The organism is Shewanella sp. SG44-6, assembly GCF_014164185.1.
Taxonomy (GTDB): Bacteria; Pseudomonadota; Gammaproteobacteria; order Enterobacterales; family Shewanellaceae; genus Shewanella; species Shewanella vesiculosa.
Genome location: NZ_JACJER010000056.1, coordinates 1 through 15,317, shown reverse-complemented (window position 1 = coordinate 15,317; position 15,317 = coordinate 1). Strand labels below are relative to the sequence as shown.

At 41.6% G+C, this 15,317-nt stretch carries 13 protein-coding genes; 8 read left to right on the top strand and 5 right to left on the bottom strand.

Annotation, left to right across the window (positions count from 1 at the left end):
* Nucleotides 1–296 precede the first annotated feature (296 nt).
* Nucleotides 297–776 (bottom strand): transcription elongation factor GreB, encoded by a 480-nt coding sequence (gene greB, locus H5185_RS11625; RefSeq protein ID WP_124018251.1) that lies wholly within the window; start codon nt 774–776, stop codon nt 297–299.
* Between the two features lie 227 nt (nt 777–1,003).
* Between greB and H5185_RS11620 the strand changes: the two genes are divergently transcribed.
* The 6 genes from H5185_RS11620 (at nt 1,004) to H5185_RS11595 (ending at nt 10,333) form a co-directional block, all read left to right on the top strand.
* Nucleotides 1,004–3,376: a Tex family protein gene (locus H5185_RS11620; RefSeq protein WP_182723015.1), complete on the top strand. Its 2,373-nt coding sequence runs from the start codon at nt 1,004–1,006 to the stop codon at nt 3,374–3,376.
* Nucleotides 3,377–3,583: 207 nt separating this feature from the next.
* A complete protein-coding gene (locus H5185_RS11615) occupies nt 3,584–5,254 on the top strand; it encodes a phosphoethanolamine transferase (RefSeq protein WP_259395284.1) in 1,671 nt (556 codons plus the stop codon).
* A 70-nt stretch (nt 5,255–5,324) separates the two neighbouring features.
* Entirely contained in the window at nt 5,325–5,693 is a 369-nt protein-coding gene (locus tag H5185_RS11610; RefSeq protein ID WP_124018281.1) for a diacylglycerol kinase, read from the top strand.
* A 135-nt stretch (nt 5,694–5,828) separates the two neighbouring features.
* On the top strand, nt 5,829–6,506 hold the full coding sequence (locus H5185_RS11605; protein WP_124018253.1) for a response regulator transcription factor: 678 nt from the start codon (nt 5,829–5,831) through the stop codon (nt 6,504–6,506).
* On the top strand, nt 6,503–7,939 hold the full coding sequence (locus tag H5185_RS11600) for a sensor histidine kinase KdpD (RefSeq protein WP_182723016.1): 1,437 nt from the start codon (nt 6,503–6,505) through the stop codon (nt 7,937–7,939). The genes H5185_RS11605 and H5185_RS11600 overlap by 4 nt, the downstream gene beginning before the upstream one ends.
* 456 nt (nt 7,940–8,395) lie before the next feature.
* The gene (locus H5185_RS11595; RefSeq protein ID WP_243641000.1) at nt 8,396–10,333 is read left to right on the top strand and encodes an LTA synthase family protein; all 1,938 of its coding nucleotides are present in this window, start codon (nt 8,396–8,398) and stop codon (nt 10,331–10,333) included.
* Here the strand turns inward: H5185_RS11595 and H5185_RS11590 are convergent.
* Nucleotides 10,325–10,828, bottom strand: coding sequence for a hypothetical protein (locus tag H5185_RS11590; RefSeq protein ID WP_182697678.1), 504 nt, complete (start codon nt 10,826–10,828; stop codon nt 10,325–10,327). The genes H5185_RS11595 and H5185_RS11590 overlap by 9 nt on opposite strands.
* A 71-nt stretch (nt 10,829–10,899) precedes the next feature.
* Entirely contained in the window at nt 10,900–11,694 is a 795-nt protein-coding gene (gene bioH / locus H5185_RS11585) for a pimeloyl-ACP methyl ester esterase BioH (protein ID WP_182723017.1), read from the bottom strand.
* A 43-nt stretch (nt 11,695–11,737) separates the two neighbouring features.
* On the opposite strand from bioH, the gene H5185_RS11580 reads away from it, so the two are divergent.
* Both H5185_RS11580 and nfuA read left to right on the top strand, forming a co-directional pair.
* Nucleotides 11,738–12,544, top strand: a complete 807-nt coding sequence (locus tag H5185_RS11580; protein ID WP_182723018.1) for a ComF family protein — start codon at nt 11,738–11,740, stop codon at nt 12,542–12,544.
* A gap of 250 nt (nt 12,545–12,794) precedes the next feature.
* Nucleotides 12,795–13,373, top strand: coding sequence for a Fe-S biogenesis protein NfuA (nfuA, locus tag H5185_RS11575; RefSeq protein WP_124018258.1), 579 nt, complete (start codon nt 12,795–12,797; stop codon nt 13,371–13,373).
* A gap of 69 nt (nt 13,374–13,442) precedes the next feature.
* On the opposite strand, the gene H5185_RS11570 is transcribed toward nfuA, so the two are convergent.
* Both H5185_RS11570 and H5185_RS11565 read right to left on the bottom strand, forming a co-directional pair.
* Nucleotides 13,443–13,781, bottom strand: coding sequence for an FKBP-type peptidyl-prolyl cis-trans isomerase (locus H5185_RS11570; protein WP_182723019.1), 339 nt, complete (start codon nt 13,779–13,781; stop codon nt 13,443–13,445).
* A 49-nt stretch (nt 13,782–13,830) separates the two neighbouring features.
* On the bottom strand, nt 13,831–15,317 hold a 1,487-nt coding region (locus tag H5185_RS11565), incomplete at its 5' end, for a S9 family peptidase (RefSeq protein ID WP_182742149.1).

The following is a 15,317-nucleotide window of genomic DNA, read 5'->3' as shown; positions in this document are numbered from 1 at the left end:
TTCACTCCATATTCACTATTCAATATTTTTATAAAATCATCGATATAGTCTTAGTATATTGATCAGTTTGTGTGCCGAAAATGACCTTTGGGCTTTGGCGCTTTAATGCGTGGTGAGCAAGGTACTCTGCATATAATCTAGAACAAAACGATGGCGTTTCTCGCTGGCAATTCAAAAGGTTATTTCAGTTGTGCAGCGTGGTAGTTGTGGTTAAGTGATTCATCATTAAATTCATAAATGAGTTGTCATTGCATATGATAAACACCACGAAGTAGGTTGCAGTTAGGCACACTAGGCTATGGTTTGGCATAGGTAATTTTATTGATGTACCAGATCTTGTCGCCTTGGGGAGTACTGACCACGGCTTCATCGTCGACTTGTTTTTTGAGTAAGGCGCGCGCCATTGGTGAGTCGATGGAGATGTAATCTTTGCGTTCGTCATAAATTTCTTCTGGACCGACAATTTTAAACGTTTTGATATCACCTGCATCGTTTTCGATTTCGACAATGGCACCAAAAAACACTTTGCCTTCTTGCTCTGGGGCGTAATAGACGATTTTGAGCTCTGGCAGCAGCTTACGTAAATAGCGCACTCTACGGTCAATTTGCCTTAATAAACGCTTATTGAAAGTGTAATCTGCGTTCTCTGAGCGATCGCCAAGACTTGCCGCCCAGGTGACAATTTTCGTCACTTCAGGACGTTGTTCTTTCCACAAGTAGTCGTGCTCAATTCTGAGTTTGTTATAGCCTTCTAAAGTGATTAGCTTTGTTTTCACGCTGGGTACTCTTCTATGTGGTCGATTAACTGTGCCATGTTGTCTGTTGTTAAAAAATTTACAACTAAGAAGCCGCAATATTTATCTGTGTGTTTTAGCACTTCAGGCCTGATGATGCATTCTTTTTATTGATTATCTTAAAAGCCTTTCGTACTAGCAGCGAACTGATGGTCTTTATGGTATCTTTGGCATAATTTTATTTTAAACCATGTCGAATTCGATTGATTATGCATAATATTGCCCAGATTATCGCTCAAGAACTTAATGTCCGTGAACAACAGGTCACAGCGACCATTGCGCTATTAGATGATGGTGCAACAGTGCCGTTTGTGGCGCGTTATCGTAAAGAAGCAACCGGTGGTTTAGATGACACCCAGTTGCGTAACTTGTTTTCTCGCTTAGGGTATTTACGTGAGTTACACGACCGCCGTGAAGTGATTTTGTCGAGTATTGGCGCTCAAGGGAAATTAACTCCAGCGTTAACTCAAGCGATTAATGACGCCGACAGTAAAACCCGTCTTGAAGATTTATACCTACCATTTAAGCCAAAGCGGCGCACCAAGGGCCAAATTGCTATCGAAGCAGGTATTGAGCCGCTGGTCGATGCTGTGTTGGCTGATCGCCAATTAGATCTAGATAGCAAAGCCAGTGAATTTATTAATCCTGCAGCCGGTTTTGCCGACATTAAAGCTGTGCTTGATGGTGCACGGTTTATTTTAATGGAACGCTTTGCCGAAGATGCAGAATTACTGCGTAAAGTTCGCCAGCATTTAAGTCAGCAAGCCGTTCTTGAAAGCCGCATGGTAAAAGGCAAAGAAAAAGAAGGCGCTAAATTCCGCGACTACTTCGAGCACAATGAGTTGATGAGCAAAATCCCATCACATCGTGCTTTAGCCATGTTACGCGGTCGTAATGAAGGCATGTTAAGCCTATCGATGAATGCCGATCCAGACACCCAAGCTGCTGAAGGCAGTTATTGTGAAGTGATTATTAGCGATCACTTTGGATTGCGTCTCAGCAACAGTAGTGTTGATGAATGGCTGAAAACAGTAGTGACCTCGACATGGCGGATTAAAGTTGCTCTGCAAATGGAAACTGAGTTTATTGCCAAGATGCGTGAGAGCGCAGAAGAAGAAGCTATTAAAGTGTTTGCCCGTAATCTGGGTGATTTATTGATGGCAGCACCTGCAGGTGCTAAAGCGACCATGGGGCTTGATCCTGGGATTCGTACGGGTGTGAAAGTAGCAATTGTAGACAACACAGGTAAGCTGGTGGCCCACACGACTATTTTCCCCCATGCACCACAAAACTTGTGGGACAAGTCGATTCGCACCCTAAGTAACTTAGTCGCAATGCACAAAGTGAGCATTATCGCGATTGGTAACGGTACTGGCTCACGTGAAACCGACAAGCTTACCGGCGAGTTAATTGCGGCCATGAAAGAGACGCATCCAACGCTGACTAAAGTGATTGTCAGTGAAGCGGGGGCATCTGTGTATTCGGCTTCTGAATTTGCTGCTAATGAATTTCCTAATCTTGATGTATCTATTCGTGGCGCTGTCTCTATTGCACGTCGCTTACAAGATCCGTTGGCCGAGCTAGTAAAAATTGAACCTAAAGCCATTGGCGTAGGGCAATATCAGCATGATGTTAGCCAAAGTCAGTTATCGCAGTCGCTGGACGCTGTGGTCGAAGATTGTGTGAATGCCGTGGGTGTTGATTTAAACATGGCATCGGCACCATTATTGGCTCAAGTGGCTGGATTAACCAAAGCTTTAGCCAAAAACGTGGTTGATTTTCGTGATGCGAATGGCCAATTTACTAACCGTAAGCAACTATTAAGTGTGGCCCGTTTAGGGCCTAAAGCTTATGAGCAAGCGGCAGGTTTTTTACGTATTCGTAATGGCGATAATCCTCTGGATTCTTCATCTGTTCACCCCGAAGCCTACAGTTTGGTTGAGTCGATTGCTAACGCTAAGCAATTGCCGTTAACAGAACTGATCGGTAATAGTGACTTGTTAAAACAGATTAACGCTGCCGATTTTGTCACTGACGCATTTGGTATACCTACCATTAATGATATTTTGGCCGAACTAGACAAGCCTGGTCGCGATCCCCGCGGCGAGTTTAAAACCGCGACGTTTAAAGACGGTATCGAAGAGTTAAAGCATCTTAAAGTTGAGATGATTTTGGAAGGCGTGGTCACTAACGTGACTAATTTTGGTGCTTTTGTCGATGTGGGCGTACATCAAGATGGTTTAGTGCATATTTCATCGTTAACCGACAAATTTGTTAGTGATCCGCACACCATAGTCAAAGCGGGTGATGTGGTGAAAGTCAAAGTCATGGAAGTTGATATTGAGCGTCGTCGCATTGCATTAAGTATGCGTCTTGACGAAAAAATCGATACTGAAAAAGCGACCAGACAGTCACAACCTAAGCCACAACATAGTCACCATAAAAAATCAGCCGCGGCTAAGTCTTCAACTAATACCCAAACTGCGGGGCATAATAAACCTATTAATAAGCCAGTCAAAGTGCAGCAAAATGCTGCTATGGGCAATGCGTTTGCTGACGCTTTTGCTAAACTTAAAAAATAGCCTATTAACGCCCAGAATCCACACTCTATATTAATAGAATGTTAATTATTAAAACCCTTTCATCTTAGATGTTAGGGTTTTTTTGCTTATCAGGCCATATTATTGAAACTGAATTAACAAAACAGCAATAATTCAGTTTATATTAAGTGAATCTTAAGTTTCAGAGTGGAATATCGCCACCAATTAAGTTAATAGTGAGTGGCAACATTGAAATTACTAACGCAAACACTATCTCGTATTACCCAGAAAAGTTTCAGTTATGAGGCAATGATCTTCATCATTGCTATTTATTTTGGGTTTGTGCTGAATATTCCGCTAATACGTAAAATCTATGAGTTATCCACAGAGGGGCATGTACTTTTTTCTCTGTCGCCAGCCATTTTACTGACCGGCTGTTTTATGCTGATATTCAGCTTCTTTGCGTATAGATTTGTGTTTAAACCCGTGATGATTGTATTGCTTCTGACGTCATCTGCGGCAATGTACGCCATGCTAAAATATAACGTCATGTTTGATTACGGCATGATTGAAAATATTTTCGAGACCAATTCAGGCGAAGCATGGTCATATGTCAGTCTCCCTTCCGTTGGCTATGTGTTGCTGCTAGGTATTTTGCCATCTATTTTGCTTTATCGCGCTAAATTAACCAGTGGCCCATCATTCGTTAAAGCCATCTTGCAGCGTGTTGGATTTACGCTAGTGAGCTTGGCAATAATCGGAGTTATGGTGCTGTTTTTCTACAAAGATTACGCATCGGTAGGGCGTAATAATAAATATCTTAATAAGATGATTATTCCGGCACATATTTTTAATACAGTTAAGTATTTAAATAACCGTTATTTTACTGAAAAATTAACCTTTAATCCTATTGGTCAAGATGCACACTTGCTGGCTAACAGTAATAACAAGCCGACGTTGATGGTCTTAGTTGTTGGTGAAACAGCCCGCGCGCAAAATATGGCTTATAACGGTTATCAACGTGATACCAATCCTTACACCCAAAATTTAGGGATTATTGCGCTGCAAAATGCGTTTTCTTGCGGGACTGCAACTGCCTACTCTTTACCTTGTATGTTTTCACGGTTGACTCACGATAATTACAACCGTGAAGCTGCTGATGCGCAAAATAATGTCCTAGATGTGATAAAGAATGCCGGTGTTGAAGTCACTTGGTTTGATAGTGATGGCGGTGATAAAGAAGTCGCAGCCCGCTTGACCAAGATTGATATTGCGCCTAACGATGATCCTATATTATGTGATGGTTCAAGTTGTTATGACCAAGTGTTAGTCAATAAGCTTAGTGCTAAGTTGAAGCAAGATGTTGAAAACCAAACTTCTTCAGGCAAAAACAGCTTAAATAATCAGATGATTGCTTTGCATACTATGGGGAGCCACGGCCCGACCTATTGGAAGCGATATCCTGAAAATATGCAGCGATTTTCACCAGCATGCAGTCGCAGTGATATTGAAAACTGTACTGATGAGGAGATCGTCAATGTATATGACAATACCCTAGCGTATACCGACTATATATTAGCCGAAACCATTAAAGTACTGCAGCAATACCAAGATAAATATAATGTCAGCTTAGTGTATCTTTCTGATCATGGAGAGTCTCTGGGTGAAAACGGCATGTATTTACATGGCACACCTTATGCCTTTGCACCTAAGGAGCAAACTCATATTCCTTGGTTTATGTGGTTGCCACAAGACTACACTCAAGCGAAAGGAATGGATCGTCAATGTTTGGTTAATTTAGCTCAAACAGGGACTTTTTCCCATGACAATTTGTTCCACTCATTACTAGGGCTTTATGGGGTTGCAACTTCGGTACATGATCCAAAGTTAGACATCACCACAGCGTGTAAAACTAATTAAAGTGGCCGGATAAATGACCTCATCAATTTCAAATTCATCTTCTAGCCAGCGCAATGACGAGAGCATCAACATGGAAAAAATAGTGGTTAAACGTACCGGTATAATGCGTTTACTTTATACCTGTAAAAATACCTTTAATGGCTTAAAGTGGATGTGTCGCAATGAAGCAGCATTCCAACAAGAGTTACTGCTGTTTATCCCATTAACGATATTTGCTTGTATGGCCAATATTAGCGCACCACAATCGGCTATATTAGTGTTGGCATTACTGTTTGTGTTGTTTGCAGAGCTGGTTAACACCGCCATAGAGGTAGTGGTTGATCGTATTGGCTTAGAGTTTCATACCTTGTCCGGTTTAGCCAAAGATATTGCCTCCGCCTTTGTGTTTATTAGTATGTTAATGGCTGTCATTGTGTGGTGGGTTATTTTGTCGGCATAGCTGACTTAACCCTAGTTGCTAGCTTGTTATGCAAAATAGTTGCAATAAAGACTCATAATCGTTTTAGGTGATGGTTCCTTTTTGCAACATCAATCGCGATGTGGATAAAGGCGTAATTATGATAAAGGACACTCAATGAAAGTGCTGTTAATTGAAGACTCAGAAGCCTTGCGTCGCGGCATTAGAGTTGGCTTAGATCATTTAGGCTATACCGTTGATGAAACCGGTGATGGTTCTGAGGGATTAAGCATGGCGCTGACTAACCAGTACGACTTTATTATTTTAGATTTAATGTTACCTAACGTCGATGGTATCAGTTTACTCAAAAGCATCCGTAAACTGGGTAATCAGGCTAAAGTCATTATTTTATCAGCTAAATCTCAAGCTGAAGATCGAGTCAATGGACTATTATCGGGGGCCGATGATTACCTGACTAAACCTTTTTCGTTTGACGAATTACAAGCCAGATTAATCACTCTTGGGCGACGGGGTGTGCTTAATCAGCAAGTTAAATCGATTTGCATTGCTGACTTTGTTCTCGATACCAGTAATAAGTCTCTGCATGTAAACGGTCACTATATCGACCTGACTAAAAACGAATTTAAAATCGTTGAGTATTTATTTAACAACCCTAAGCAAGTGCTTAATCCTGAACAAATTAGCGAAGCCGTCGTAGGCTCTTTTAACCATTTGTCGAAAAATACTATTGAAGCGCATTTGTCGTCGGTGCGTAAAAAGGTCAAAGCCGTTGGATCAACGCTACCCATTAAAAATAAGCGCGGTTTTGGTTATTTTGTGGGTGAGCACGAATGAAATCGTTAACCACCAATTTAGCCAACACCATGACCTATGTGGTATCGGCTATTTTAATTTTAGTTTTTTTTGCTATTGATATCAGCATAGATAATTGGGTTGATGCTGAATTTGATAATGCGTTAACCGACAAGTCTAATTACCTAAAGACCTTAGTTAAAGTCACTCCCAAAGGTACTGAATTTGATTTTTCTGGCGAATTTATGCCTGAATTTGGCTCATCAACCAAAGCGAGTTTCTTTCAATTATGGCAAGGCTCGAACGTATTCGAGCGCTCTGAATCGTTAACTCAATACAGCGATGCAAATTTACTCAAAAAAGACATACCACTTAACAGTGCGGTTTTTGCTGATGTCGTGTTGCCCGATGGGCGAGACGGTCGAGCAATGGTGTCCTACTTTGAGCCGCAAATTCCCAAAGCAAACCGCGCAATGATAAGCAAAGTCGAACCCATGTGGTTAACGATAGCCATTACAACGGAAGACTTAAGTCAAATTTCAGTGATTATTGATTCCACCTTAGGCATTGGTTTATTGCTGGTTATTGTGCTGATACGCTGGGCCGTCATTAAGGTTATTTATCGTGGTTTAACACCGCTGAACGAATTAAATATGTCTTTAAAAACGGTCAATGTTAATGAAAAACATATTCCGCTGTCTTCCGACTCTGAGCGCTATCTTGAGATTGAACCCATACGCACAGAGCTCAATAAGTTTGTCAAAATTAGCCAACAATACTTACAAACTGAAAAGCGTATTACTGCTGATATTGCCCATGAGCTGAAAACACCTATCAGTGAATTGATCAGTTTGAGTGAAATTTACATTCGTTATCCAGACGATGAGCGCATTGGGGGAAGTTACAAGCAAGATGTACTTAGTATTAGCTTACGGATGAAAACGATAGTTAATAATTTATTATTATTGCAACAAGCCTCATCTGAAAGCATTAATCTGCACTGCCAACCTATCAATATCAATGATCTGATGAGCCGCGTTATCGATGAGCTGGCCTTTAAGTATTCAGCCATCCATGCTCGTTTAATGATTGATAATCGTGCTGCGGATAAAAGTTATCTTATTGATGAGTTTTCTTTACATCTTATTTTAACCAATCTGTTTGATAATGCGCTGTACTACAGTCCAGCAAAATCAATGATTCCAATACGATTAACGTCAGATAGCCAAGGGTTAGTGATTAGTATTGAAAACCAATTACTCACTTGTATTAATGCCAATGATTTAGAACGACTCACGTTACCTTTATTTCAAGCGGAACAATCACGTTCAAATAGCGATCGCCATGGGTTAGGTTTAGCCATTGTGGAAAATGTCGCCAAATTGAACGGGTTTACATTTAGCTTCGAGTTAGTGTCGACAGATAAGATTATGTTTACTCTAAGTATTCCAGTAAAAGCTGACCGTGAGACATGATTATGTTAAGTCAGATCGCATTGAAGAGATAAACGATTGAGCTGAATCGTTAATAAAAGGTTAGTATAGCCTCCCTTATCAGTGAACTTTGATAATGAATCAGAGTCTTAGACTAAGATAGTTTTAGATCCAATGATCCCTGTCTTTATGATTTTTCATTAATATATTGATAAGTAAAAGAATAAAATATTTAATTTGATTGAATAGATCAAATTATTAAGGCCTTATTCATCAGCACAATACGGGTAAAAATACCAACATTAGTCTGTTGTAAATAACAATCATGTTACGTTTGGCTCGTCTTGTTGCATCTAAATTGCGCATGTAGCAAAAAATAACAAAATATCGGAGCAATAAATGGCTGTAAATTCCTTTAGGTATAACGCACGTTCTGCGCTGCCTTCTTCATCACAACATTCACGAAGCTTACTCCAAGCCATTATTATATTCAGTGTTATGTCACTTATTATCTTGAGCTTGAGTCGCCTAGGTTTGTCTTTGTGGCAGGCCGATCGCGTCAGTGATGCGCAAGGTTGGGGTTATATCTTTATTCAAGGTTTACGAGTTGATTTTGCTTCTATGTGTTGGTTATGGGGCATTGCAGCCTTAGGCACAGTTGTATTTTCGGGTGAGCATTTAGTTGGCCGAGTTTGGGTAACAATATTACGAGTGTGGCTAACGCTGGGCTTGTGGGTGATCATTTTCCTTGAAGCATCATCGCCGTCATTTATTGCCGAATATGGTTTTAGACCTAATCGCTTGTATGTTGAATATCTGGTGTATCCAAAAGAAGTATTATCGATGTTATGGGCAGGGCGTAAAGCCGAGCTTATTTTGTCGGCAGTGATCACCATTGCGACCTTATGGGGTGGCTGGTGGTTTACTGGTAAGCTTACGCAGAATATTCGCTATCCTAAATGGTACTGGCGTCCGGTGCTTGCTGTTATTGTGATTGCTGTGACTATATTAGGTGCGCGTTCATCGTTAGGGCATAGACCACTTAATCCCTCATTAGTGGCTTTTTCTGACGATCCTTTAGTTAATTCTCTGGTACTTAATTCATCTTTTTCATTAGTTTTTGCGATTAAACAAATGGGTAACGAAGAAGATGCATCGAAAGTGTATGGCAAGCTAGCTGATCAAAAAGTGATTGATATTGTGCGCCGTGAAAGTGGCAGACCACTGAGTGCATTTACGTCATCCGCCATTCCAACCTTGTCGTTCAATCAAGCTAGTTATACTGGCAAACCAAAGAATCTAGTGATCATTTTACAAGAAAGTCTTGGTGCGCGTTTTGTCGGCAGTTTAGGTGGTTTACCGCTAACACCTAATATTGATGAGTTATCTCAACAAGGGTGGTTTTTTGAAAACCTATACGCTACAGGCACACGCTCGGTAAGAGGTATTGAGGCGGTGACAACTGGCTTTACGCCTACGCCAGCTCGTGCAGTGGTTAAGCTGGGTAAGAGTCAAACTGGCTTTTTTACCATTGCTGATTTATTAAAACAACATGGCTATACCACACAGTTTATTTATGGTGGAGAAAGTCACTTTGATAATATGCGCAGCTTCTTTTTAGGCAATGGTTTTACCGATATTGTTGATCAAGGTGATTATAAAGATCCTGCATTTGTCGCATCTTGGGGGGTGTCTGATGAGGACTTATTGTTCCGTGCTGATGAAGAGTTTTCACGCATGCACAAAGAGGGCAAACCATTCTTCAGTTTAGTGTTTAGCTCAAGTAATCATGATCCATATGAGTTCCCTGATGACCGTATTGAGCTGTATGAGCAACCACAATACACCATGCATAACGCGGTAAAATATGCCGACTATGCCGTGGGTGAGTTTTTCAAGAAAGCCAAAAAATCAGAATATTGGAAAGACACCATATTTTTGATTGTGGCCGATCATGACAGTCGTGTTGGCGGTGCTGCACTAATACCTGTTTCTCGTTTCCGTATCCCAGGGCTTATTTTAGGTGACGGAATTGCGGTGAAGCACGATCCACGGGTTGTGAGCCAAATTGATATGTCGCCGACGTTAGTTTCGTTACTGGGTATTTCAGATAGTTATCCAATGCTAGGCCGTGATTTAACCAAAGAACCTGATTCTTGGCCTGGCCGCGCGATGATGCAATATGATAAAAACTTTGGCTTATTAGAAGGGAATAAAATGACTATTTTACAACCTGAATTACCGCCTGAAAGTGTGACTTATGATTTTGCGACTGAAAAGCTAACGCCAACCAAATTAGATGATGCACAAGCAGAAGCGGCATTAGGTTGGGCGTTGTGGGGCAGCCTTGCCTATAACAAAATGTTGTATCGCTCGGAAAATACACAAGCAAAGCCGACGATCACTGATCTGGCTACTCCCGCAGTATCACGCTAAGATTTTTAACTGAGATTCAATATTTGGAGCGGATTGTTGTTGATAGAATTGACCAATCCGCTGACCAAATTGTTGGTATGCCGCACTTGATAAGCCAGAGTCTATAAACTGGCGTTGTTTGGGTTCTGCTGCTGCTTTAGGGTTATTTGGTTGGGTCTTTAACTGAATATCTTTACGTTGCAGCGCTGGAGTCTGACTAGCAATAATTCTGATGGTCTGAGGCCGAGCCATAGGTGAAGCGGGTATTTTAGACTCAACTGACTGTTGAGCGACATTTTGTTGTTGACGTTTAGTTTGTTCTTGCTGTTTTTTCTCTGCAACAATATACGCGTTAGCACGCTCATTTTGCGGATTTAATTGGCGTTCTTCATGGCCTTTGGTGGGTTCTTGTGGTGGAATAACCGGCGGTTTTTGTTGATTGTCCACACGAGCAAGATCCGTCGCAACATTTGAAGTTGCTAGCGGTATCTGCGGATAATGAGTGGTAATAATCATCTAGACCTTGTCCATAAGATGTGCTGGCTAAATTATAGTCAATATTTCACTAAGGCTAAAGTGTTATTAGGTTATTTTTGGCTGTATTTTATGATCCAGGGTAATAAATGGCTTAAAAATAGCTCTGGATGTGAAATAAAGGGCGCATGGGATGCTTTATGTAGTACGACGTCTTCAATGCTGTCACTTTGCGGTAATGCGCTGATGATCTTTCTCGGCACCAAACTGTCTAACTTACCCCAAATTCGTAACCACGGCTGTTGTATTTGAGCCATTCTTGTACGCAAATCTACTTGCGCTAACATATCCAATCCTTGGGATAATCCTTGTTGTGTCGGCAATGGTTTGCTTAACACTAAGCTTTTTATTTGTTGGATATCCGCTTTGGGATTATCACTTCCCATGGCTTGAATCGCCAAAAATCGTTCAACGGTACGAGTTAAGTCACGGCTTAATTGGCTTGAAAATTGTGCCAATACATCTGGCTGGATACCAGGCCAAGTTGGATTAAGCTCATTTGCTTCCCGGCTCATAAAGCAGGGCGATGAGGCAATCGTCACTAATGCTGCTACAGACTCTGGATAATCAATGGCAATTTGACTCGCAATTAAGCCACCTAATGACCAGCCAATCCAAATTGCCTGCTGTGGAAGTTGCGCTGCAAGTGCTTGTGACCATTGCGTTATGTCACCATCAATGTTGCCACTGAGGCCAAACCCCGGCAAATCCACATAATGCACTCTATACTGGTGCAAGGCGCTTTTTAACGGACTAAAGACTTGGTTATTCACGCCCCAACCGTGTAATAGCACTATGTCTTGGCCTTGTGAGCCTAGGGTATCAATATGCAATGCAGGAAAACTCACGGTTAACACCTCTTTTGAGTCTATTTAATGGAATGAATAGCCAATGCCGTCAATCAATAATTCAATCAACATTACCCACATATTACGTTTATGCGTCAAGCGCATTCAGCGTGCTAGGGTTATTTTACTAGGCAGTTTACCCAACCGTTGCTTGCTGTGCCAGCAAAGGATAGATCAAATGGATTATGAACAATTGTTTGCTAATCAAGTGCTCACTGGTGTATGCCAGGTGTGTTTAGCGGCAAGTTTGTACCAACATGAAGTGTGTTTAGGTTGTGGCCGTGAAATCGCACTGTTGCAAGCATATTGTGGTAAATGCCTTAAACATACGCCCAATGTTGTGGTGGCACCTTGCAGTTATCATCAAGGACTAGGCCCTCTGATTGCCGCGATAAAATACCAACAACAATGTGCACCGCTTAACGCGATAACTCAGCAATTAGCTTGTCGAATTGCCTTACTGATTAAACATGGCATCATTAGGCGACCACAGGTGTTGATCCCTGTGCCTTTGCATCCAAATCGTTTACGACAGCGAGGCTTTAACCAAGCTTGGTTAATTGCGAAACAACTTAGTCGATTAACGGGTATTCCGCTAGACGACAGTTGCTTAACTCGGGTGGTTGATACTGCGCCGCAAACAGGCTTAGCGGGTAAACAGCGGCGCAAGAACTGCCATGGCGCATTCCAGTTACAAGCGGAGATTCGTTATCAGCGTGTTGCGTTAATTGATGATGTGGTGACAACCGGTACAACCGTAGATGAAATAAGTCGATTATTTAGTGCACAATTTGTTCATGTACAAACATGGTGCCTTGCTCGGGCTGAGGCACCGGGATTATTAGATTAGCTCGATTGTAGGTTAGATTAATTCGACTTGAGTAATAACAATATTTTTTATAAATAAAAACAATTGGCTAATACCTGCTGCAAGCCCTGTTATAGTGCGTTTTGCATTTTTTGTGAGCTTAAAAAACGTTGAACTAGATCATTTTTTTACGATCAAATCTCATGGACACTACAAAGCTAATGCAACACAGAGTATCATAGGTCTAATTCTTACTAATTTACTCAGGTACTCCCTGACGGAGCAGGTTTTTATGATCACCATTTCCGATACAGCTCAGGCCCATTTCGTCAAACTATTGGCCGATCAACCTGAAGGCACTCACATTCGTGTGTTTGTTATCAGTCCTGGTACTGCACAAGCAGAGTGTGGTGTGTCTTATTGTCCACCCGATGCTGCTGAAGCTGATGATGTTGAACTGCCTTTTAATGGCTTTAGCGCCATGGTTGATGAAAAAAGCGCGCCATTTTTAGATGATGCTAGCATTGATTTCGTAACTGATCAGCTTGGTTCGCAGTTAACCTTAAAAGCACCTAACGCTAAAATGCGTAAAGTGTCTGGCGATGCACCTCTTGTTGAACGTATTGAATACGTTATTCAGTCAGAAATTAATCCACAACTTGCCAGCCATGGCGGTAACATCATGTTGGTAGAAATTACCGACGCGGGTGTTGCAGTATTGCAGTTTGGTGGTGGGTGTAACGGTTGTTCTCAAGTTGATATCACTTTAAAAGATGGTATCGAGAAGCAGTTACTAGACATGTTCCCTACAGAATTGACTGGGGTGCGTGACGTGACAGAACACCAACACGGTGATCATTCTTACGCGTAAGCATAACGAATTGCACACTACAAAAACGCGACCTCACCGGTCGCGTTTTCGTTTGTTACACTGATATATTCATGTCAATTCGTCGTCTCGAGTGAGCACTTCAAGTAATTCTATATCAAAGAATAAATCAGAGTTTGCTGGAATACGATCACCCATTTGACGCTCACCATAGGCTAAATGTGCCGGTACTGATAATTGTCTTTTACCGCCAACATTCATACCGATAATACCTTGGTCCCAACCTTTAATCACTCTGCCTGTGCCGATAACACATTGAAATGCATCTGACGCATCAAACTGAGTGCCATCGGCTAAACGTCCACTGTAGCGAGTGGTAATTAATGCCCCTTTTACTGCCGCTTTACCCTTGCCGATCTCAAGGTCAGTAATAATCAATTGTTCGGTCATGCTGTTCTCATTGTGACTAATTAGATAATAGTTAAACACTAAATTGGCTTTATTGTACTCCAAGATTAGCTGCTAAAAAGCGTTCTATTTCAATAAATGTAGTAAGACGGTGTTGGTTATTACTTAAGTAATGATCGCCATTTTCTAATTCGATATACTTTACTGGCTTCTGTAAATCCTTAAGCGCATCATACATTTTTTCACTTTGCTCTACGCGCACCACACGATCTTTCGTACCGTGGATTAATAACACTGGTACCTTAATACTGGCCACTTTGCTAATCGGTGATCGCTGATATAAATCGTCGTAATCATCACCAATTTGTTTTTTAACAATTTTGCTATTGTCGTATCCACGCGATGATTTAACTAATTCTTCAAGGTCTGTCACGCCCGCAACACTAATGGCACATTGATACAGATCAGGTGTGATAGCCACACCCATTAATGCGGCATAACCGCCGTAACTCGCACCAACAATACACATGCGCTTAGGATCGCTAATACCTTGGCCTATCAGCCAGTGAGCACCATCCTCAATGTCGGTTTGCATCTCTAGGCCCCAGTTTTTAAGACCCGAGCTCATAAAGTTGAAGCCATAACCTGCCGAGCCACGAAAGTTCATTTGCAGTACCGCATAACCGCGGTTAGCTAAAAACTGCGCCCAATAATCAAAGGTGGTTGAGTCATAGCTAATTGGCCCGCCATGAGGAAAGATAATAGTCGGTAAGTTTTTGGCGATAGCGTCTTTTGGGGTGGTTAAAAAGGCTTCAATGGCTAAACCATCGCGAGCCTGGTAATTAACCGTTTTAGGTGTTGATAATAGCTCTGGTGGCAATCGGCTGTATCGATAAGCCACAGGGTAAAGTGCATTTTGATCTCTATTGCCAAAGTAATACGCCCCAGATTCAATTGGGCCAGTTGCATAAACGATGTAACGACGTTCATCATCACTGAACTGGGTGATGGCATTGTGTGACTCGGGTAATGCTGCCGTTAGACCATTATTCAACTTGATATAGTCTTGATCCCAGAACAGATATTCACCTTCAATGTCGGTGCTTAAACCAATCACTTTTTGCTTTAGTTCAGAATAAACTAACCAGCCTTCAACATCGTAATTTTCATTGTGAAACACCAGCTCTTTAGTCAATGTTGGGTCAGTTAAGTTGACTTTAAAGATGGCTTTTAGACCTTGATGATAGGCGCTGATATACAAGATATTAGGATCATGGTCGAAACCGATAGGCCAGATGACATCTTCTGCTAGCGCTTCGAACTCCCATAATATACGCAGATCTTCACCCGCTGCTTTTTGCTCGTAAATACGGTAGCTTGTGTCATCGCGATAAATACCAATACGCACGTTGTGCTGCCTATCGGTTAACCAGTCTCCAATATGCATACGTGCCGGTTGTAATGTCTTGATAGCGCCGGTTTTTAAACTGACTTTAATGACGCTTTCATATTGTGGTTTAGAACCTAAGCCTTGAATTTGCATTAGGATATGACCGGGATCATTGTCAAGGTAGTCAA